Source organism: Streptococcus sp. 596553 (assembly GCF_900411395.1).
GTDB lineage: Bacteria > Bacillota > Bacilli > Lactobacillales > Streptococcaceae > Streptococcus > Streptococcus mitis_BA.
Genome location: NZ_OXCQ01000003.1, coordinates 95,086 through 115,389 on the forward strand (window position 1 = coordinate 95,086; position 20,304 = coordinate 115,389).

The 20,304-nt window shown below is 39.8% G+C and carries 21 protein-coding genes; 4 read left to right on the top strand and 17 right to left on the bottom strand.

Translation table 11 applies throughout. The features are described 5' to 3' along the window. Positions 1–85 precede the first annotated feature (85 nt). From nadE to DSY56_RS04770, 5 genes are all read right to left on the bottom strand, one after another. The gene (gene nadE / locus DSY56_RS04750) at positions 86–910 is read right to left on the bottom strand and encodes an ammonia-dependent NAD(+) synthetase (RefSeq protein ID WP_112444150.1); all 825 of its coding nucleotides are present in this window, start codon (positions 908–910) and stop codon (positions 86–88) included. Next, complete coding sequence (locus tag DSY56_RS04755; RefSeq protein ID WP_112444151.1) at positions 907–2,367, bottom strand: nicotinate phosphoribosyltransferase; 1,461 nt, start codon at positions 2,365–2,367, stop codon at positions 907–909. Before DSY56_RS04755 ends, nadE begins: the two co-directional genes overlap by 4 nt. Positions 2,368–2,482: 115 nt before the next feature. Then, the gene (locus DSY56_RS04760) at positions 2,483–2,971 is read right to left on the bottom strand and encodes a DUF6773 family protein (protein ID WP_112444153.1); all 489 of its coding nucleotides are present in this window, start codon (positions 2,969–2,971) and stop codon (positions 2,483–2,485) included. Further along, entirely contained in the window at positions 2,961–3,170 is a 210-nt protein-coding gene (locus DSY56_RS04765) for a helix-turn-helix transcriptional regulator (RefSeq protein ID WP_031223021.1), read from the bottom strand. The genes DSY56_RS04760 and DSY56_RS04765 overlap by 11 nt, the downstream gene beginning before the upstream one ends. Before the next feature lie 349 nt (positions 3,171–3,519). Next, positions 3,520–4,806, bottom strand: coding sequence for a peptidase U32 family protein (locus tag DSY56_RS04770; RefSeq protein WP_000169104.1), 1,287 nt, complete (start codon positions 4,804–4,806; stop codon positions 3,520–3,522). Positions 4,807–5,905: 1,099 nt separating this feature from the next. Between DSY56_RS04770 and DSY56_RS04780 the strand changes: the two genes are divergently transcribed. Next, positions 5,906–6,820, top strand: a complete 915-nt coding sequence (locus tag DSY56_RS04780; RefSeq protein ID WP_050242102.1) for a DNA adenine methylase — start codon at positions 5,906–5,908, stop codon at positions 6,818–6,820. An 18-nt stretch (positions 6,821–6,838) separates the two neighbouring features. On the opposite strand, the gene DSY56_RS04785 is transcribed toward DSY56_RS04780, so the two are convergent. Together DSY56_RS04785 and guaA are read right to left on the bottom strand one after the other, a co-directional pair. Beyond that, positions 6,839–7,669, bottom strand: a complete 831-nt coding sequence (locus DSY56_RS04785; RefSeq protein WP_112444157.1) for a type II restriction endonuclease — start codon at positions 7,667–7,669, stop codon at positions 6,839–6,841. Positions 7,670–7,760: 91 nt separating this feature from the next. Further along, complete coding sequence (gene guaA / locus DSY56_RS04790; protein WP_112444159.1) at positions 7,761–9,323, bottom strand: glutamine-hydrolyzing GMP synthase; 1,563 nt, start codon at positions 9,321–9,323, stop codon at positions 7,761–7,763. A 141-nt stretch (positions 9,324–9,464) separates the two neighbouring features. On the opposite strand from guaA, the gene DSY56_RS04795 reads away from it, so the two are divergent. Then, positions 9,465–10,163, top strand: a complete 699-nt coding sequence (locus tag DSY56_RS04795) for a GntR family transcriptional regulator (protein WP_000936191.1) — start codon at positions 9,465–9,467, stop codon at positions 10,161–10,163. A gap of 147 nt (positions 10,164–10,310) precedes the next feature. On the opposite strand, the gene DSY56_RS04800 is transcribed toward DSY56_RS04795, so the two are convergent. The 6 genes from DSY56_RS04800 to DSY56_RS04825 all read right to left on the bottom strand — a co-directional run bounded on the left by DSY56_RS04800 (position 10,311) and on the right by DSY56_RS04825 (position 15,762). Then, positions 10,311–11,207: a DMT family transporter gene (locus tag DSY56_RS04800; protein ID WP_112444161.1), complete on the bottom strand. Its 897-nt coding sequence runs from the start codon at positions 11,205–11,207 to the stop codon at positions 10,311–10,313. An 8-nt stretch (positions 11,208–11,215) separates the two neighbouring features. After that, on the bottom strand, positions 11,216–12,151 hold the full coding sequence (locus DSY56_RS04805; RefSeq protein ID WP_112444163.1) for a serine hydrolase domain-containing protein: 936 nt from the start codon (positions 12,149–12,151) through the stop codon (positions 11,216–11,218). Beyond that, complete coding sequence (locus DSY56_RS04810; RefSeq protein WP_112444165.1) at positions 12,148–12,873, bottom strand: CppA family protein; 726 nt, start codon at positions 12,871–12,873, stop codon at positions 12,148–12,150. The genes DSY56_RS04805 and DSY56_RS04810 overlap by 4 nt, the downstream gene beginning before the upstream one ends. Before the next feature lie 83 nt (positions 12,874–12,956). Further along, entirely contained in the window at positions 12,957–13,592 is a 636-nt protein-coding gene (locus DSY56_RS04815; RefSeq protein ID WP_112444167.1) for an SGNH/GDSL hydrolase family protein, read from the bottom strand. A gap of 1 nt (position 13,593) precedes the next feature. Further along, a complete protein-coding gene (locus tag DSY56_RS04820) occupies positions 13,594–14,421 on the bottom strand; it encodes an HAD family hydrolase (protein ID WP_112444169.1) in 828 nt (275 codons plus the stop codon). A gap of 21 nt (positions 14,422–14,442) precedes the next feature. Continuing rightward, complete coding sequence (locus tag DSY56_RS04825; protein ID WP_112444171.1) at positions 14,443–15,762, bottom strand: CapA family protein; 1,320 nt, start codon at positions 15,760–15,762, stop codon at positions 14,443–14,445. A 174-nt stretch (positions 15,763–15,936) separates the two neighbouring features. Between DSY56_RS04825 and def the strand changes: the two genes are divergently transcribed. Then, positions 15,937–16,548, top strand: coding sequence for a peptide deformylase (gene def, locus DSY56_RS04830; protein WP_112444173.1), 612 nt, complete (start codon positions 15,937–15,939; stop codon positions 16,546–16,548). 44 nt (positions 16,549–16,592) lie between these two features. After that, positions 16,593–17,321 carry a 23S rRNA (guanosine(2251)-2'-O)-methyltransferase RlmB gene (gene rlmB, locus DSY56_RS04835; protein ID WP_049497720.1) on the top strand — a complete coding sequence of 243 codons (729 nt, stop codon included), beginning with the start codon at positions 16,593–16,595 and terminating at the stop codon, positions 17,319–17,321. A gap of 39 nt (positions 17,322–17,360) precedes the next feature. On the opposite strand, the gene trxB is transcribed toward rlmB, so the two are convergent. From trxB to DSY56_RS04855, 4 genes are all read right to left on the bottom strand, one after another. Then, the gene (gene trxB / locus DSY56_RS04840) at positions 17,361–18,272 is read right to left on the bottom strand and encodes a thioredoxin-disulfide reductase (protein ID WP_112444175.1); all 912 of its coding nucleotides are present in this window, start codon (positions 18,270–18,272) and stop codon (positions 17,361–17,363) included. Between the two features lie 65 nt (positions 18,273–18,337). Then, positions 18,338–18,562, bottom strand: coding sequence for a DUF4059 family protein (locus DSY56_RS04845; protein WP_164226726.1), 225 nt, complete (start codon positions 18,560–18,562; stop codon positions 18,338–18,340). Positions 18,563–18,639: 77 nt separating this feature from the next. Further along, positions 18,640–19,383 (bottom strand): amino acid ABC transporter ATP-binding protein, encoded by a 744-nt coding sequence (locus DSY56_RS04850; protein WP_000590965.1) that lies wholly within the window; start codon positions 19,381–19,383, stop codon positions 18,640–18,642. After that, positions 19,383–20,183 (bottom strand): amino acid ABC transporter permease, encoded by an 801-nt coding sequence (locus DSY56_RS04855; protein ID WP_112444179.1) that lies wholly within the window; start codon positions 20,181–20,183, stop codon positions 19,383–19,385. Before DSY56_RS04855 ends, DSY56_RS04850 begins: the two co-directional genes overlap by 1 nt. Between the last annotated feature and the right edge of the window lie 121 nt (positions 20,184–20,304).

The window sequence follows — 20,304 nt, forward strand, 5'->3', positions numbered from 1 at the left end:
GACGAAATCGAACTCTGTGAGTTACCGGACCTTCTCTCACTTTCTTATTTCAAGGTGAGAGGCTGAAAACCTCCACTGGAGGTTTTCACTCCCAAAAGTCATCAAAGACGGTGATTGGTAGGTGGCGTTTGTGTTGGCCTTTGTGCCACCAATTTTCGATAGTGATTTGGGCTTCTGGGCTGATTGTTTTGCCTTCTAGGTAGTCGTCAATCTCTTCATAAGTGACTCCGAGGGCTACTTCGTCAGCTAGGCCTGGTTTGTCTTCTTCTAGGTCTGCTGTTGGGATTTTTTCATAAAGGGCTGGGTCTGCACCAAGTTCCTTCAAGAGTTGTTTTCCTTGGCGTTTATTGAGACGGAAAAGGGGTAAAATATCCGCACCACCGTCACCAAACTTGGTAAAGAAACCTGTGATATTTTCCGCAGCGTGGTCTGTTCCAATGACCGCTCCGCTGTGGGCACCAGCAAGGGCATACTGAGCAATCATACGGCAACGAGCCTTGATATTGCCCTTGTTAAAATCTGAAACAGGACTACCTGTCGCTTCAACTGCAGCTGTCATAGCGTCAGCTGATTCCTTGATATTAACTACCAAGCTGACATCTGGCTGGATAAATGCTAGGGCTTTTTGAGCATCTGCTTCATCGGCTTGTACTCCGTATGGCAGGCGGACAGCGATAAATTTGTAGCTATCATCTCCTGTCTCTGCTCGCATTTCTTCCATAACTAATTGCGCCAAGCGCCCTGCCAAGGTTGAGTCCTGCCCTCCAGAAATTCCTAGTACAAAGGTTTTAAGAAAGGGATGTTTTTTCAGGTATCTCTTTAAGAAATCAATAGAACGACGGATTTCTTCTTGGGCATCAATAACTGGTTTTACGCCCAGCTCTTGGATAATCGTTTCTTGCAAACTCATTCTTCTTCTCCTTCGCCGAGGGCTTCCTTGCGCATTTTGTCTATCAAGTCCATCTTGTCTTGCCATACATCACGCGCCAAATCCACTGGATAATGCTGTGGATTAAGCACGCGCTTGTACTCATCCCACAACTTGTCAAATTCCTTACGAGCATAATCCTGAATCTCAGTCAAACTAGGCAGCTTGTAAATCAATTTTCCGTCCTTGAAAATATCCACCAAGAGAGGAACAGCATCAAAATTACGAACCGTCTTCTTGATATAAGTATAGGTCGGATGGAACATCTTGATTTCTGTCATGTCACTCACATTCACACCATCATAAGTGATGTAGTCACCCTCTGACTTGCCTTTTTCACGACTGGTAATGCGCCACACCTGCTTCTTACCTGGCGTAGACACTTTTTCCGCATTATTAGACAGCTTGATGGTATTGCGCATATTACCATTTTCATCTTCGATCGCAACAATCTTATAAACCGCCCCAAGAGCTGGCTGGTCATAGGCTGTAATCAGCTTTGTACCCACACCCCAGACATCAATCTTGGCCTTTTGCATCTTGAGGTTGAGGATAGTATTTTCATCTAGGTCATTTGAAGCATAAATCTTAGCCTCTGTAAATCCAGCCTCGTCCAGTTGCTGACGGACTTTCTTGGAAATGTAGGCAATATCCCCAGAGTCAATCCGCACACCCATAAAGTTAATCTGATCACCCAGTTCACGCGCCACCTGAATTGCAGCGGGTACCCCAATGCGAAGGGTGTCATAGGTATCCACAAGAAAAACGCAATTTTTGTGGGTCGCAGCATAAGCCTTGAAAGCCTCATAGTCATTGCCATAAACCTGTACCAAGGCATGAGCATGGGTCCCCAAAACAGGAATGTCAAAGAGTTTACCCGCACGCACGTTGCTGGTTCCATTGGCGCCACCAATCACCGCTGCGCGTGTTCCCCAGATAGCCGCATCCATCTCTTGAGCCCGACGTGTCCCAAACTCCATCAAGGGTTCATCTTCGATAACCGAGCGAATACGAGCTGCCTTAGTAGCCACCAAGGTCTGGTAGTTGACGATGTTCAAAAGGGCCGTTTCGACCAATTGACATTGGGCTAGAGGGCCTTCCACCTGCACAATCGGTTCATTGGAAAAGACCAAGTCCCCTTCTTGGGCAGAACGAACGGTCAACTCCAACTTGAAATTGCGAAGGTAATCCAAGAATGCCCCATGATAGCCCAGCGACTCCAAATAGGCAATATCACTATCTGAAAAACGCAAGTCTTCAAGATAACTCACAATTCTTTCCAAACCTGCAAAAACCGCATAGCCGTTCTTAAAAGGCTGTTGGCGGAAATACATTTCAAAGACCGCCTTCTTATTGTGAATCCCTTGGTCAAAGTAAACCTGCATCATGTTGATCTGGTACAAGTCCGTGTGCAATGTCAAACTATCATCTGGATACATACTTTTCCTACTTCCTTAGCTAGAAACCCATGAAAATTTTCAAGAACTTTCATGTATTCCAATAAATTAGTACTATTATATCACATTTTAGCTGGATTGAGAAAAGAGTAACAAGCTATTCACTACTCTCCAGTTCATCCATATCTTGTTCAAATTTTTTCTGCGCCCATTCGCCATAGCTCTTCAGACCAAGATTGCCAATAAAGACCCATGGAAGGTAAATGACATAAGTAATCGCCCAAGCAGATAGGTATTTAACGTTCAAAGGATTGTGCTGATAAATTTCTATGTTGAATTGATAATTCTGCAACATCAAAAGAGCCGTAATAGCCAAGGTTAGGAAAAAACAACCCAAAATCGTAAAATGAAAACGACTATAGTAGGTCACTCCCAGATAACGGGCACGATTGAAAAAGAAGAAAATTCCTACTATCAGAGTATAGACTAGAAAATTCGGATTAAAAAGAGATGGAGCCAACACTGCCACCAAATAGCTTAGAAGCACCAGCCCAATAAAGAGGGAAAAGGATTCTGCCCCAGCTTTATTGATTAATTGTTCTTCTCTTTCGTCAAGTAATTGATAATGAATAAATTTATTTACCATCTTCTTCCTCCCAAAATAGTTGGTCTAGGCTTTTCCCTAAACATCTGCAAATGGACTGGCAGAGCGAGAGACTGGGATTGTATTTTCCCGCCTCTATCAAACCAATAGTCTGGCGCGTCACCCCCACAGCCTCTGCCAGTTGACCTTGAGTTAAATCAAGCTCTACACGAGCTAATTTTAATTTTAAATTTTTAGCCACCTGCGTCCTCCTTATAATTTTAAAAAGTTGCGCCTCTTTTTAACATCATTATATCATATATCCAACTTAATGCAATATATAAATGTCATTTTGTGAAATTTTATTAACAAAAAACTCTCTACCATAAAAAAATAGAGAGTGTTACGTTTAAATATAGGATTTCAAAATATCGACGGCATCGCTTCTTTGTTTAATTTGATAGGCTTTGATACCTAAGCTCCGACTTTATCACTTAAAAATAAAAAAGGACAGCTAATCCCTTGCACATCAAGGGATTTCGCCATTCTTTAATCTCGTTTAAGTGTTGTATATGGAGCTTTGCATAATTTTTTAAAACTAAACAACTACATTAAGCTCGAACTGTGACACTAGTTCCATCTTCTTTGTAGAGATTGATGAGTCCTTCTTTTAATGCACGAACCATGTCTCCTGCTTGAACAGGTTGAGGCACCTTAATAGTCAATAGTTCCATTGGATTTGGAGCACGGTCGATTTTATTGCCTTTGGCATCGTGAAGATCCTCAATATAGGTTTCAAAATGACGGAAACCTGGTCCATAAAACTCAACTTGATCGCCTTCGTTGATGACATTCCGTTGACGAATGGTTGCCGTTTGAGTCGCATCATCATAAGAAACCACTTCAGCGACAAACTTATACTCAGGAATTTTACGACGCGCACCAAACAACTGCTCATTTTCAGATGGTGTACCATAGTAGAAACCTGTTGCTAATTCACGTTGGGCAACCTTCCACATCTCGTCCACCAAGTCTTGTTTGATAGATTCAAACTTTTCAGGACTTTCAAGATAGGCATCCACAGCCGCCTTGTAGCAGTTGGTTACTGTTGATACGTAGTGAATAGACTTCATACGCCCTTCAATCTTAAGACTGTCCACACCATTTTCAATCATATCTGGGATATGGTCAATCATAGACATGTCAACGGCTGACATTGAAAATTCTTCTGGAATTTCACCTTTCAAGCTCTTGCGTTCTTGACCAAATGGCATATCGTAAAGGTCGTATTTCCAACGGCAAGATTGAGAGCAACCACCACGGTTAGCATCACGCATACTCATGTGGTTTGAAAGAGTACAACGACCAGAGTAAGAAATACACATGGCTCCGTGAACAAAGGCTTCAATCTCAACATCTGTACGTTTGCGGATTTCAGCTAATTCTTCCATCGAAACCTCACGCGCCAAAACGACACGAGTCAAGCCCAGTTCTTTCCAGAACTCAAGGGTTTCATAGTTAGTGGCACTGGCTTGAGTAGAGAGGTGGATTTCAAGACCTGGTGCTTCAGTCGCTGCAATCATAATCAAGGCTGGGTCAGATACGATAACTGCTGCAATCCCGATATCACGCAGTTTACGGAACCACTCACCAGCACCAGCTTCATTTCCTTCGTGCATAACCATATTGGCAGCAACATAGACCTTGGCACCGTACTTGGCCGCAAACTGGACTCCTTCCTCCATCTGTTCAAAGGTAAAGTTTCCTGCACGGCTACGGAGACCATAGGCCTGACCACCGATAAAGACAGCATCTGCCCCATACTGAACAGCTACTTTTAGCTTCTCTAAAGTCCCTGCAGGTGATAAAACCTCAGGACGTTTTAATGTTTTTGTCATGATTTCTCCTATTTGCAATATAAAAGTTTGACGTTTTTCCTTCTCATTTTATAGTAAATAAGCGATAAAATCAAGCCTAGACAGATTGTTTTGACAATTCTAATCTTTTAAGGCTTACAAACTAACTGTTAATTTGTTGAAAATTAACCTAGTCTTAGCAAGTCGTCAAAAATCCATATATAGTAAAAAACCAGTACCCAAAGATACTGGCTCATTAAACTACATAAATTAGTCCTTAGATGACTATTCCCATTCTATTGTTTTCTAAATTGATAAGGTTTGATATAGTTTAAAATTAAGGATTTATACTAGTTATTTTTATAAGAATTTATTAGAATTAATTTCTATTGTTTACAGAGTTGAAATTAATGTGTAACAAAAACACAACATTTTTTGTATAATAGTATTAGTAATAAAAAGGTGGTGATATAGTAAGATTAGCTGTTAGACTAGCAATAGAAACACGAAATAGTATCGATGCTCTAAAAAAAGAAATAAAAGCAACTGGAGAATTTGATAATCTTCATCTTACTAATGGGTTTGTCGTAAATCAAGCTTATTTAGATTCTAAAAAAATTACTGCTGAACAAAACTGGGATAAAGTATTAAAATTTGGGTCTCAAGTTGAAGAACGAAGTGCCCCAAAAACTCGAACTGATTTACAAGTAAATCAAACTACTATTGATGATATTGCTGAGTTAAAAAAGATTTTACCTCTATATACAGAAACAAATTATGTAACCACTTCTTTTGTTATCAGAATGATAGTGAGGGGTTCTCTTTTAGTGCGTCACGGAAAAATTTAGGCTTCAAGCCTATTTTTTTTATTTCAATTTTATGTGTCGACAAAACACGACACTTATTTTATAACAGTGGCGTGAAATAATTACAACACTGAAATTATATAAAGAAGGTTCAACAATGCTTAGATCAATTTTTAATGCAGAATACATTTATTTGACTATTTTTTGTAGTGTTAAATATTTTATGCGTTTAACTTTACATTTTAGGAATAGGAGAAGTTTATAATCAGTTTCTGAAGAAAAAAGTATAAAAAATGCTATAATAGAATACATATAGTAGGGGAGGAGAATTACAATTGTTACCTAAAAAAATTATCACACCTAAAGTACCACCTATTAAAATCCAAGGAATAAAAACTAAATTAGTTCCATTTATTGCTGAATCAATAAAGTGGGATGGTAAAGGAACATACTTTGAACCATTTATGGGATCTGGTGTAGTAGGTTTTAATTTAGAACCACAGAAGGCTATTTTTAGTGACACCAATCCCTATATCATTCAATTTTACAAAGATATTCAATCAAAGAAGATTACTGCTCAAACAGTTAGAACTTTTTTAGAAAATGAAGCAACTAAATTATCTAGTACTCCGGCTGATAAGACATCTTATTACTATGAAGTTAGAGATAGATTTAATAAAGAACATAGCTCTTTAGATTTTTTATTTTTACAACGTTCCAATTTTAATGGAATGATACGTTTTAATAATAAAGGTAATTATAATGTTCCTTTTGGACGAAAACCAGAGAGATTTCAAAAAGCATTGATTACAAAAATTGTAAATCAAGTTTCATGGATTGAAAAAATAATGAAGGGTAAAGATTGGGAATTTATCTGTATTCCTTTCACTAAAGCATTTGAGATGATGGGAGAAAATGACTTTGTTTATTTAGACCCTCCGTACATTGATCGATATGATGGATATTATGATTCTTGGAGTGAAGAATACGCGACATTACTCGCAGAACTTACTCAAAAAGGAAAAGCAGGATACGCCTTTAGTATGTGGTACGAAAATCAGTATAGAAAAAATACCCACATGGAAAAATGGACGGATGGAAAGTTGTTAACTACTGAACATTTTTATCACTTAGGAGCAAAGGAATCTAATCGAAATAAAATGATAGAAGCCCTAGTAATAAGTGAATCTAATTCAAACCTAAATGAAGTGCATCCTGAACAAGAGCAAATTAGCCTTTTTGAAATATAAAAAATAGAGCGAACTGCTCTATTTTTTATCAAATGTTTCATCGTACTGAGATAGATAATCTGAATATAATTGTTTTAATTCTAGCGATTTAGGTTCATCTGTTTTAGAAAGCCAATCAAAATATCCTTCAAGATTATTATATAAAGATTGTTTTACCTTTTGGGTATCAGTATATCTTGGGTAATGTTTCCAATAATCTTTAAACACATCATCTCCTAAAACGGAGAAAGGGCCTGCACCATAAACAAAAGGCTTAATGGATGTTGAAGTAATTGTTCCAATATTATCGGTATTTCCACTACCTTTCTTATCACCACATATTCTATACTTTTCTTGAACAAACATTTCTATATTTTTATATGCAGGAATTATAGAATCTAATTTCTCAAAATTAACTTTTCCAGTAGTTGGTTTCGTCTCTCGAGTATAGACAACACCTAAAATATAATGACCGTCATAATCAGAGTAATGACCTACAATATTCTTTGTTCCATTTCTCATAAAACTTGTAAAACTACCTCCAGTAAAGCCAAATTTCGTATTTTCGCTTCTTCTGTAAGTAGTTTTTATATCGATGGCAATTTTTCGCCCATCTTGCTTTTTAAAATAAAAATCAGGGTATACAGTTTGTTTTTCAGATTCATGTAAAGTATAGCCCAATTCATTGGCTGAACGTTGCAATGCTTCAAAAGCTATAACTTCAAACAATCTACCTATAATCTTTGAATCACTCCCAAACGTGTAGATTTCCTTCTTTTTGTTTATAAAACCAACGAGTTCCCATTCATTTTCATTTTTTGGTAAATACTTAGCAATAGTATCAATTATTTTATCTGTATAAGGTGTCATTTACTCAGCTCCTTTGTTTGCGAATTGTTTGCGATTATTTAATTAAAGGCTCTGAAACATTGATTTCAAAGCCTTTTTATTGTAATTTTTCTTACTCCCACTCAACAGTTGCAGGTGGTTTACTTGTAATATCGTAGACGATACGGTTAACGTGATCTACTTCATTTACGATACGAACAGAGATTTTTTGAAGGACATCCCAAGGAATTTTGGCAAAGTCAGCAGTCATACCATCGATAGAAGTGATAGCACGGATTGCAATTGTGTAGTCATACGTACGACCGTCACCCATAACACCAACTGAACGAACGCCTGTGTTGACAGTGAAATATTGCCAAATATCGCGGTCAAGACCAGCTTTAGCAATTTCCTCACGCAGGATAGCGTCTGACTCACGAACTGTTTCCAGTTTCTCTTCAGTGATTTCTCCCATGACACGGATAGCAAGTCCTGGTCCTGGGAATGGTTGGCGCCATACGATATGTTCTGGCATACCAAGCTCTGTACCTAGGGCACGAACTTCGTCCTTATAAAGAGTGTTGAGTGGTTCGATGAGTTCAAACTGCATGTCTTCTGGAAGACCACCCACGTTGTGGTGTGACTTAATAGTTTGAGCTGTATCTGTACCAGACTCGATAACGTCTGTATATAAGGTACCTTGAGCAAGGAATTTCACATCTTTGAGCTTGCTTGCTTCGTCATCGAATACATAGACAAACTCGTTACCGATGATTTTACGTTTTTGCTCAGGGTCAGAAACACCTGCAAGTTTGTCAAGGAAACGTTTTGCAGCGTCTGCTTTGACGATATTTAAACCAAACTTACCACCAAGCATGTCCATAACTTGGTCTGCTTCCCCTTTACGAAGAAGACCGTGGTCTACAAAGATACAGATCAATTGATCGCCAATAGCCTTTTGGAGAAGAACCCCAACGACAGATGAGTCAACACCACCTGATAGACCAAGAAGAACACGTTTATCACCGACGGTCTCACGGATTTTTTGGATCTGCATGTCAATGAAGTTATCCATTGTCCAGTCGCCTTTAGCCTTACAAATGTTAAGGGCAAAGTTACGAAGGATATCATTCCCGTATACAGAATGGCGAACTTCTGGGTGGAATTGGATACCGTAAATGTGTTTATCTGGGTTTTCAATGGCTGCATAAGGGCAGTCAGCTGATGTTCCAGTACGAACAAAGTCAGCAGGAATCTCAGTAACCGCATCACCATGGCTCATCAAAACAGTCTGTTCATCAGGTGTTGATTCAAAAAGCGCTGATGGTGTGTGAGTTAGGGTTGATTGACCGTATTCACGATTCCCAGCATCACCTGCAGGAACAACTTTTCCTCCAAGTTTATGGGTCAATAACTGCATACCGTAACAAATTCCCAAAATAGGAATTCCGAGTTCGAAGATTTCTGGGTCAATATCGAATGAACCATCTTCGTATACAGAATTTGGACCACCTGAAAGGATGATTCCTACAGGGTTGATTTCACGAACTTCAGCAGCTGAAATTTTATGGCTTTTTAGTTCTGAAAAAACACCAATCTCACGGATACGGCGTGAAATCAGCTGGTTGTATTGGCTACCATAGTCCAATACGATGATTTTTTCTACATCTTGCAAATCAGTTGAAATGTTGCTCATCTTTTTCCTTTCTCAAAAGAAATATCTTTTTTCAATATTCTATCACAAATACTAGTGAATTACCAACTAAACAAGGCGAAGTTTGACTTTTTCTAGTTTATTAGGGTACAATAGAGAAAAGATAGAAATGAAGTGAAAAATATGCTACCTGCTTATATGAAAATCCACGATCAGATTAAAAAGGATATTGACGAGCACCGTTGGGCTATTGGAGAAAGACTCCCTAGTGAACGAGATTTAGCAGAGCAGTTTGCGGTTAGTCGCATGACCCTCCGCCAAGCCGTATCTCTATTGGTCGAAGAAGGCGTTTTAGAGCGTCGTGTAGGAAGCGGCACCTTTGTATCCAGTACACGTGTACAAGAAAAAATGCGAGGGACAACCAGTTTTACTGAAATTGTTAAGTCCCAAGGTAAAGTACCCTCTAGCCAACTCATTTCCTACAGAAAAACCATTCCCAATGAACAGGAAGTTGCCAAGCTAGGAATTTCTCCTACCGAAAATATTATCCGAATGGAGCGGGTTCGCTATGCCGACCAAGTTCCTCTGGTTTATGAGGTTGCTTCTATTCCTGAGAAATTCATTAAGGACTTTAAAAAAGAAGAAATCACCAGTCATTTCTTCCAAACCTTGCAAAAACATGGCTACCGTATTGGTAAATCACAGCAGACCATCTATGCTCGTCTTGCTAAAGAAAAGATTGCCCACTATTTAGAAGTTGAAAAAGGACATGCTATTCTTGGTTTGACTCAGGTTTCCTACCTAGAAGATGGTACTGCTTTTGAATACGTAAAAAGTCAATATGTAGGTGAACGATTTGAATTTTATCTTGAAAACAATTAATACTCTTCGAAAATCAAATTCAAACCGCGTCAACGTCGCCTTGCCGTACTCAAGTACAGCCTGCGGCTAGTTTCCTAGTTTGCTCTTTGATTTTCATTGAGTATAAAATACTACATAAAACCTCTCTGTCACGGACAAAGAGTCTTTTTATTTCTCTAAGAGTAAATCTTTCAACGAAATCAAAGTTACTGCAATTAAAATCATTGCCATACCAAGAAAATCAATGGGATAAAATTGTTCATTCATTATTAAGAAGGCAAAGAAAACCGCTGAGATTGGCTCAATCGAAGCCAACAAGCTTGACTTAACTGGTCCTATCAGACTGGCTCCTTTAAGGAAAGCTGTATAGGCAAAGACAGTCCCGATAAGGATAATACCTGCAAAAGCAAGGAGAAAATCAAGACTTGTTGGGATAGTAGTCTGTAGAACTCCTGTAAAAGGAAGGGCAACCAAACCTGCTATGACCATTCCCACACCAATGATCAAACTACTCCCCCACTTCTTAATCAAGGCTATGGGCAAAATGATATAAAGGGCGTAAGTCAGAGCAGAAAATAGACCCCAGAACAGGCCAGAAGGTGTCATAGATAACTGGTCCAACTGCCCATGAGTGGCGATCAGGAAGGTTCCTCCGATGGCTAATATGATGGAAACTATCTCTCCCAGCGTCGGCGCCACCTTATCCTTGATACAGCTATAAATCAAAATCCCGACAGGACAAACATACTGAAGCACCGTCGCAGTTCCTGCATTGGTTTCCTGAATAGCAGTTAGATAGGCAAATTGATTGAGGAAGAGGCAAATTAGAGCAAAAATGAGAAGAGACAGCAAACTCTTCTTATCCGTTAAAAAGGCCAGCATTTTATCCTTTGCAGTAGCATAAGCCAAGAGCACGAGAATCCCACCAGCGATTAAAAGGCGCAAGTTAGTCAAAACCAGAGCCGAAATTCCGTGTGCCATCAGGTATTGGCCACTCGTTCCTGACAAGCCCCAAGCAATCCCAGCCACAACTGTTAATAAAGTCCCTTTTAAACTGTTTGACATGTCTCTCCTTACTCTTCTTTACGAATCAAGTCCATCACTTGATTACGGTCTACAATCCATTGAGCCCTCTCATCCTTTTCATAGGTACGATTCGATAGGAAAATGGCCGCTTCTTGCTTCTGACGATTCCACATGATAAAGGTACCTGTATAGCCCGTATGGTCTAGCCAATCTCCCTCCAAATTCCATGCTAAAGAACGTTTCTTGTCATCCAAAGGAGAAAAATTTTGACTCAAATCTCTTGCAAAATCATCTGCTAAATAGTGTTCTAAAAAGATTTGTAAATCCTTTACAGTCGAAAATAAACCAGCACTACCAGCATGTATGCCCAAGAGACGAGCCTTGGGATCATGTACCAGACCTGCCTCTACACCTCTGACGGTTGGAACAGCAAGCTCAACAGGTCCAAACTTGGTTTCCGTCATTCTCCAAAGATTCCAGACTTGTTCTTGTAAAATCACATCCAAGTCTTGATTAAAGATTCTTTCCAAAATAAAACCCAACAGCAAAAAATGGACATCCGAATAAAGAAAGGCTGGCTGACTTCGTCTATTGAGATGAAACATCGCTTCCTTTAATTCTGAGGCTGTTAAAAGGTCTCGATTGGGAATAAAAGGATCAAGATCTGTAGCGTGGGTTAAGAGCTGGCGAATAGTGATGTCTGGATAATCACTCTCAGCTAAAAAATCTGTTACCGGTCTGTCAATATCTAATTTGCCTTTTTCCCACAAAAAAGTAAAAACTGTGCCAACGCCAACAACCTTGCTGACACTAGCTAGGTCATAAACTAGTCCTGCCTCAGTCTGTAAACCATGCTCTAGGTCACTCTGGCCTAAATAGAACTCCGTCCATTGATGGTCCTTAAAATACGCAAAAGAGGCTCCGGGATAAATCCCTGCCTCGATTTGGTCTTCTATTTTTTTAATAATCTTGGTCCACTTCATACTTCTTCAAACCACAATTCAACATTATTTCTATCTTTTCCAAGGAAGAATTTTTCAGACTTAGGAATAAAATATTCAGTAGACTCAAACTTCTGGCGCAGACTTGCTATGTCTAATTCATTGACCAAGAACTTGAGCATAGATAAGTCCCAAGTAACGGCATTATCCACAGTCAAATCTTGACCCTGAGCTGGGATAAAATCAAGGGTTTCCCCAATTTCAGATAGTTCCAAGAAACTATCTACATCCGTTGGGAGGTGTAATTCCATGGAAATCTCAAATTTACTTAAAGAAATTGATTCCAAATCTGTTTGAAATTCAGGATTTTCTTCTACTTCTACTAGACTTGCTCTATCATCTTCCGCATGAATCAAAATCAAATCATCTTCTGGTGAAAAAATTTCAAAAGCGTAGCCATTTTGACCTTTATATAATTGATGAATCGAATCTGTTTTAGATAAGAGTCCTTCGATTTCCAAGGGATTTTCCACCTTGACAATCAATCTAGCTAGTTTTTTTCTTCCCTCTACCTTACGAGTGCGCATACTTGGAGCTTCTTCTAAAACAAGTTTTTCAAGGCCTGTTTGATCACCTAGTGACAGAAAGGCTGACTCTTCTAACAAAGCCTTCATACCAAGGGTTTCAATATAAAATGTTTCATTTAATTTTCTATTATTAACTTTTAAAGTAGGAATAATCCGTACAATCTGATTTACATTCATAAATTCCTCCGTCACTTTTTATTTTAAAGGATTTTAGAATTTTTTACAAGATATTATGCTCAAATTTAACATTATTTCGCTATTTAGTAAAGATAGTCTTTCAAGGTTTTTGTCAAAACCTGATAACCAGCAACACTGAGGTGCAATCCATCAGTAGTATAGTCTTTTTTGAGTTGGCTTTCTTGGTCTGTCAAACTATCAAAAACTGGCAAAAATTCCACCTGCATATAGGCAGAAGAAAGTTCTTTATAGACTTGATTCCATTTCTGAATTTTTTCATTCGTACGGATATAGACTGTCTGCTGGTACTCCTCTCCCTCATTGACTGGCAAAATGGAAAGCAATTTTATCTCTGTCAATGGATAATCGCGAGCAATAGACTGTATGATAGCTTCGAGATTATTGAGAGTCTCATTCACAGGCACATCTTTTCCGACATCATTTGTCCCAATCAAAAGGACAATTTTATCTACTGCCCCACCGTACAGATGCGCATCTAGATTCTCTAATAACAGTCCTGTCTGATAGCCACGAATTCCTCGATTGACAATTGTCTTCGAAGTCCCGAATAGTTCCTGCAGAGGATAATATTCGACAATGGAATCACCAATAAAAAGAATGTCTGGCTCTACAACAGAAACCTGATTTAAGTGACGATACTTGTTTTGGATTTTTTCTTGTTCCTTTAGTAACCAATTTTCTAATAACTGTACTGCCACTTCATTCTCCTTTTTCTAACCAGTTTTCCAAGACTTGATAAACTCCTCCTTGGCTGTTGGCTGGCGCTAGAGCCGTCGCAACAGCTTTGGCTTTGTCATCAGCATTTTCCATCGCATAGGCAATTCCAGCCATTTCAAGCATTTCAACATCATTTTCACTGTCACCAAAAGCCATGATTTGTTGGGAGGTCAAGTCCCAGCGCTTGAGTAATTCTTCTAAGCCCCATGCTTTATGAATCCCAGCTTGAAGGATATCGATGCAACCATAGCCACTCGATACAGCCCGAACACGGCCATCAAAGAGGTCATTGATTTCTTCCAAGACCGAACTCAAACGTTCCTCACCAACAACCATACTCATCTTGAGCACACCACCAAAGAGGTCAGAGGTTAATTCATCCACAAACTGCATCCGTTGGTAGAATTTTTCAATCATTTCTGGAGTCATAAAACTTTCAAGATCTGTAAAAATCGTACCTTCTTTGACGAAACCACCCTTCATACCCGTTACAACAAACTGATCCTGACACGCTCGACCCTTGAAATGAGCCAAAGCCTTATCGACAATGGCATCATCCCAAGTCTGAGCCTGAATCAATTCATTGTTTTCAAAAATACGAGCACCATTGGCAACAACCAGAACCACTCGATCGACCAAGTGCTCCAGTAGTTGCCTCATGCGGTGAATTTCATTCCCCGTCGCGATGACAAAACGAATACCCCTTTGATCCAACTGATCTAAAATCTTTTCCAAGCGTGGAATATCAAGCTGTCCTCTGGCATCCAGCAAGGTTCCATCCATATCTGTCGCAATTACCTTAATCGTCATTTACTTCCCTCTGTATTCAAACTAATCCCACTTCAATCCTACATGTTCGTTCATTTCTTTATAGGCTGTATCAATTCGTTCCTTAGTCGCTTCATCTAATTGATCACGATGACTGCCACCCTCTATGAAATCTTCCAATATATAGGTTTGATAATGATATAGGGGATATCCTTCTGGTGAAAAAGTTCCCTTTGGTGTTCGATTGACCCAAGTAGGATGAGCTTTAGCTGTTCCGATAGTTGTTTTTCCATCCTTCTTCTTAATGGTCACGTCCATGAGAACGCCACGTTCAGTCCACTTAGCATTCTCTTCATCTCCCATAGATTCAATCCGTTGATTGGAAATGAAGTTCCCCATTGAATAGATAATGAGTTTCTTCTCCCCATCTTTTTCAACAATTTCAGATGGCTCAACTACATGTGGGTGCCCTCCAAAGATAACATCTGCTCCCCAATCGATCATCTTGTGATAAAGAGCCTTTTGTTCTTCAGTTGGTTCCAAGCGATACTCCACACCCATCTGAGGCATGATAATGGTGATATCTGCTTCCTTCTCTGCCCGTTCAATTTCAGCCTTCATCTTATCTTCGTTTAAATCTGAAAGATAACGATTATAGTCTTCCTGAGAAATATACTGCTCAATTCCATTGAAACCATAGGAATAGGCTAACAGTGCAACCTTGATACCATTCACTTCCTTAATGACCAGCGGAGCCTGATCACGTGGTTCATGCGTATAAACTCCGATTGGAGTGATTCCAGCTTTCTCAATAATATCGGTCGTTGAAATAACTCCCTCAATTTGCGAATCCAAAATATGATTATGAGCTAAATCCAGCACATGATAACCTGCATCCTTAATGGCATCCATAACTTCAGCAGGAGCATTAAAGAGAGGATAACCCGCTAAATAATGATCCTTATTGATGGTTCCTTCAAAATCACCAATAGCTAAATCTGCTTGCTTGAGCCAAGGTGTCACATACTCAAAATTCTCATGAAAGTCATAGGTACCGTCTTCTTTTTTAGCTGAAAAGAAAAGTCCATCGTGGTAGAGCAAATCTCCGTTGGCCATAATTCTAGCAGATTTTTCCTCTTCCTGCTCCTGAGACTTTTGCTTGGTCCCCTCTTGAGAAATAGTATCTCGTTTTTGACTGGTCAGAGGCATGCCTTGGAAACTTTCAAACAATAAGACCAAGCCCATTGATAAAGCAACTGCTAGCAAGAGTACCGCCACAAATCCTTTATTGCTCCACCTGCGATAACTCCTAAAAAAGTTTACCAAGCCCTTCATAAAACGAAAAGCTAAACCACCCTGATTTCTATCTTGTCTTCTTTGCATCTTCATTCTCCCTACTTTCTTATGCAAGCCTTTTCTTTTTATTATATCACAGATAAGTATTTCTTTCACAATTGAATTGAACATCCTATCTATTTTCTATAAATCCTAAAGGCTATAATACTTTCAATCCTTGTCATTTTGTGTTATCATGTAGAGGTAATGAAAGGAGAGAAAATGTCTGCTATAGAACGTATTACAAAAGCTGCTCACTTAATTGATATGAACGATATTATCCGCGAAGGGAATCCTACTCTACGCGCGGTTGCTGAGGAAGTCACTTTTCCCTTGTCTGACCAGGAAATCATCCTTGGCGAAAAGATGATGCAATTCCTCAAACATTCCCAAGATCCTGTCATGGCTGAAAAGATGGGGTTACGCGGGGGGGTTGGACTGGCTGCTCCCCAGTTAGATATCTCAAAACGCATTATCGCTGTTTTGGTGCCTAATATTGTTGAAGAAGGTGAAACTCCAGAGGAAGCCTACGATTTGCAAGCCATTATGTACAATCCAAAAATCGTCTCTCACTCTGTTCAGGACGCTGCTCTTGGTGAAGGAGAAGGTTGCCTATCTGTTGACCGTAACGTGCCTGGCTATGTTATTCGCCATGCCCGCGTTACTGTTGACTACTTTGACAAGGATGGAGAAAAACACCGTATCAAACTCAAAGGCTACAACTCCATCGTTGTTCAGCATGAAATTGACCACATCAACGGAATCATGTTTTACGACCGTATCAATGAAAAAGACCCATTTGAAGTTAAAGATGGTTTACTGATTCTTGAATAAAGAAAATCCCGTTGCAAGACGGGGTTTTGTGTTATAATAGAGGCATGAAAACAAATGATATTGTCTATGGCGTTCACGCCGTTACCGAAGCCCTCCTTGCAAACACAGGAAACAAACTTTACCTCCAAGAAGATCTCCGAGGTAAGAATCTTGAGAAAGTCAAAGAACTGGCTACAGAAAAGAAGGTGTCCATTTCCTGGACTTCAAAAAAATCCCTCTCTGAGATGACTGAAGGTGCTGTCCACCAAGGTTTTGTTCTACGAGTATCTGAATTTGCCTATAGCGAGCTAGATCACATTCTTGCCAAAACGCGTCAAGAAGAAAATCCTTTGCTATTGATTCTGGACGGGTTAACTGATCCTCACAACTTAGGCTCCATCTTAAGAACCGCTGATGCGACCAATGTTTCAGGAGTCATCATTCCCAAGCACCGTGCTGTCGGAGTTACTCCTGTCGTTGCCAAAACGGCCACAGGTGCTATTGAGCATGTTCCAATCGCCCGAGTGACCAATCTGAGTCAAACTCTAGACAAACTCAAGGATGAAGGCTTCTGGACCTTTGGAACAGATATGAATGGGACTCCTTGCCACAAGTGGAATACAAAAGGGAAAATTGCCCTCATCATCGGAAATGAAGGAAAAGGCATCTCTAGCAACATCAAAAAACAGGTTGATGAGATGATTACCATTCCGATGAATGGACATGTTCAAAGTCTCAATGCCAGTGTTGCTGCAGCCATTCTCATGTACGAAGTTTTCCGAAATAGACTATAAAAAAGTTTCCAGTCATCTGATTGGAAACTTTTTTTATGATTAACTATGTTCGGTGATAAACTTGTAAACTTCTTGACCGGCGATGGCCCCATCTCCAACTGCTGTTGTTACTTGGCGAAGGTCTTTCAAGCGAACATCTCCAACTGCAAAAATACCGTCAACTGCAGTTTTCATGTGGTTATCTGTCACAATCCAGCCAGCCTGATCTTGGATATTCAATTCTTTAACAAAATCGCTAAGAGGGTCCAATCCAACATAGATAAAGACGCCACCGAAGGCTTGTTCTGTCACTTGACCTGTTTTCACATTTTCAAATACGACAGATTCTACTCGGTTTTCACCTTTGATTTCCTTAACTACAGAATCCCAGATAAAGCTGATTTTCTCATTCGCAAAGGCGCGGTCTTGTAAAACCTTTTGAGCACGAAGTTGGTCACGACGGTGAACAATGGTAACAGTCTTGGCAAAACGAGTCAAGAAGAGGGCTTCTTCAACAGCTGAATCTCCACCACCAACTACCAACAAATCTTGGTCACGGAAGAAAGCACCATCACATACGGCACAATAAGAAACACCACGGCTGTTCAGTTCTTCTTCTCCAGGTACTCCCAAAGGACGGTGTTTAGAACCAGTTGCTACGATAACTGTACGTGTTTCATATGTTTGGTCATCAGTCATCACTTTCTTAAAATCACCATGATCTTCGACATTTTCAACATAGCCATAAATGTGCTCAACACCAAGATTTTCAAGCGGTTCAAACATCTTTTCTGCCAATTCTGGCCCACTAATATTAGCGTATCCTGGGTAATTTTCAATATCAGATGTATTATTCATCTGACCACCTGGTAAACCACCTTCAATCAAGGCTACTTTCAGATTGCTTCGAGCAGCGTATAAGGCTGCAGTCATCCCTGCAGGTCCAGCACCGATAATAATAGTATCGTACATATAGTTTCCTTCTTTCTTGTTGTAACTATCTTTATTCTAACTCTTTCTTGTCAATCATGCAAGGATTATGCTTCGAAAACAAGAATTAAACTCATAACCGCAAAGGATAATACTGGAACAACCAAGACTCCAATCATAATCATATCATAGAGATGGGCTTGGCGAGCCTTGGCTGTCTTATCAACTCCCGACATGGCTCTTAGTCCAATCCAAATCCCTAAAAAAATCAGGACGAGGATGGTGGTCAAGATCAAACTCTCGAAATATAAAGAAAATAGTTGCAGTAGCATGATTTCTCTCATTTCTATCTTTTTTAAAGAGTAAACTCAGCTAGTCCAGCTAACTGAGTTTTCCTTTATCTATTATATCAAATATAAGTCCGTTTGTAACTAGCAAAGAATTCTTTTGTCCGCTCTTCTTTAGGATGGTGGATAATCTCATCCGGTGTTCCAGACTCAATGATTTTCCCCTTATCTAAGAAGAGAATCTTATCAGCTACTTGGGCTACAAAGGACATGTCATGACTGACCAAAATCATGGTCTGACCTGACTTAGCAGCATCTGCAATAGACTTCTCTACTTCACCGACCAATTCTGGGTCAAGGGCTGAAGTTGGTTCATCTAAGAGCAAGACATCTGGTTTCATAGCAAGCGCACGCGCCAAGGCAACCCGTTGCTTCTGTCCACCTGATAAATGACGAGGATAATGGTTTTCACGGTCAGAAAGTCCAACCTTAGCCAACTCTTCCTTGGCAATCTTGGTTGCTTCTTGGTCAGATAATTTCTTGACAACAACCAAACCTTCTTTCACATTATCAAGTGCCGTGCGGCGTTCAAACAAATTAAACTGTTGAAATACCATAGACAGCTTACGGCGTAGGGCAAGGATTTCTTCTTGAGTGATTTTAGAAAAATCAACTGAAAAATCATCAATCTGAATCGAGCCACTGTCAGGTGTTTCAAGATAATTGAGACTACGAAGAAAAGTTGATTTTCCAGCTCCTGAAGAACCAATCAAGGCTACAACTTCCCCTTTTTGAATATCCAAGTCCAGATGATCCAAGACAGTCTGTCCTGAAAAGGATTTACTTAAATTCGAAATCTTAATCATTAACGAAGGTCTCCTTTCACATCTGTCTGCACTGTATCAGGTGCAGAAATAGCCATTTTTCTCTCGATGAAACGACCGAGGCTTTCAATTCCGATATTGACTATCCAATAAACAAGGGCAACGGAGATGAAGCGTTCAAAATAGCGGTAATCAGCTCCACCTAGAATCTGAGCTTGGGCAAAGACTTCCACAACACCCGCACTAAAGGCTAGGGACGTGCCCTTGGTCAAGCCGATGAGGGAATTGATCAAGGTTGGAGTCGCTACAACGGCCGCATTTGGAATAATCACTCGACGATAAACTTGCGCTCGGGTCATCCCCAGACTGCGTGCCGCTTCAATCTCACCAGGATTGACTGAGAGAATGGCTGCACGAATGGTTTCACTAGCATAAGCTGCCTCATTAAAGGCAAAGGCAACAATGGCAAAAGCAGCAGCTGGAATGGCATTGATATTGAGACCAGTTCCCCATTGCTGATTGAGGGCTTTCAAAACCAAAGGAATTCCGTAGTAGGTCAACATGAGTTGCACCAAAATCGGTGTCCCTTTTAAGAAACTAACGAAGAAGGCCTGCAAGGGATATAAAATCTTGACACGATTGATTTTCACAATGGCAAAAAGAAGCGCCAAAACCAAGCCAAAAAAGGCACCACCAATTGTCAACATAATCGTTGTTGGAAGTTGTTGGACAATTCTTGGAATCCCATCAAAGACCGAACGCAGGCTAAACAGCTTGCCATCCGGAATCAATTGCATCAAGTTTTGGTACCAATCTGATGCTAAAATCGTTGTAACATTCATAAAAACATCCTCTCCTGATAATGATTCATTCTACCATACTTCTGCCGTCAATGAAATTATTTGCTACGGTCAGATACAGACTTTGTCTACCTACTAGTTTATCATACTTTGAAACAGGGAG

What these genes read in the sequence shown, in the direction of transcription:
- nadE (WP_112444150.1), bottom strand. Translation starts at nt 910, where the DNA reads ATGAGTTTGCAAGAAACGATTATCCAAGAGCTGGGCGTAAAACCAGTT.
- DSY56_RS04755 (WP_112444151.1), bottom strand. Translation starts at nt 2,367, where the DNA reads ATGTATCCAGATGATAGTTTGACATTGCACACGGACTTGTACCAGATC.
- DSY56_RS04760 (WP_112444153.1), bottom strand. Translation starts at nt 2,971, where the DNA reads ATGGTAAATAAATTTATTCATTATCAATTACTTGACGAAAGAGAAGAA.
- DSY56_RS04770 (WP_000169104.1), bottom strand. Translation starts at nt 4,806, where the DNA reads ATGACAAAAACATTAAAACGTCCTGAGGTTTTATCACCTGCAGGGACT.
- DSY56_RS04785 (WP_112444157.1), bottom strand. Translation starts at nt 7,669, where the DNA reads ATGACACCTTATACAGATAAAATAATTGATACTATTGCTAAGTATTTA.
- guaA (WP_112444159.1), bottom strand. Translation starts at nt 9,323, where the DNA reads ATGAGCAACATTTCAACTGATTTGCAAGATGTAGAAAAAATCATCGTA.
- DSY56_RS04795 (WP_000936191.1), top strand. Translation starts at nt 9,465, where the DNA reads ATGCTACCTGCTTATATGAAAATCCACGATCAGATTAAAAAGGATATT.
- DSY56_RS04800 (WP_112444161.1), bottom strand. Translation starts at nt 11,207, where the DNA reads ATGTCAAACAGTTTAAAAGGGACTTTATTAACAGTTGTGGCTGGGATT.
- DSY56_RS04805 (WP_112444163.1), bottom strand. Translation starts at nt 12,151, where the DNA reads ATGAAGTGGACCAAGATTATTAAAAAAATAGAAGACCAAATCGAGGCA.
- DSY56_RS04810 (WP_112444165.1), bottom strand. Translation starts at nt 12,873, where the DNA reads ATGAATGTAAATCAGATTGTACGGATTATTCCTACTTTAAAAGTTAAT.
- DSY56_RS04820 (WP_112444169.1), bottom strand. Translation starts at nt 14,421, where the DNA reads ATGACGATTAAGGTAATTGCGACAGATATGGATGGAACCTTGCTGGAT.
- DSY56_RS04825 (WP_112444171.1), bottom strand. Translation starts at nt 15,762, where the DNA reads ATGCAAAGAAGACAAGATAGAAATCAGGGTGGTTTAGCTTTTCGTTTT.
- def (WP_112444173.1), top strand. Translation starts at nt 15,937, where the DNA reads ATGTCTGCTATAGAACGTATTACAAAAGCTGCTCACTTAATTGATATG.
- rlmB (WP_049497720.1), top strand. Translation starts at nt 16,593, where the DNA reads ATGAAAACAAATGATATTGTCTATGGCGTTCACGCCGTTACCGAAGCC.
- trxB (WP_112444175.1), bottom strand. Translation starts at nt 18,272, where the DNA reads ATGTACGATACTATTATTATCGGTGCTGGACCTGCAGGGATGACTGCA.
- DSY56_RS04845 (WP_164226726.1), bottom strand. Translation starts at nt 18,562, where the DNA reads ATGCTACTGCAACTATTTTCTTTATATTTCGAGAGTTTGATCTTGACC.
- DSY56_RS04850 (WP_000590965.1), bottom strand. Translation starts at nt 19,383, where the DNA reads ATGATTAAGATTTCGAATTTAAGTAAATCCTTTTCAGGACAGACTGTC.
- DSY56_RS04855 (WP_112444179.1), bottom strand. Translation starts at nt 20,183, where the DNA reads ATGAATGTTACAACGATTTTAGCATCAGATTGGTACCAAAACTTGATG.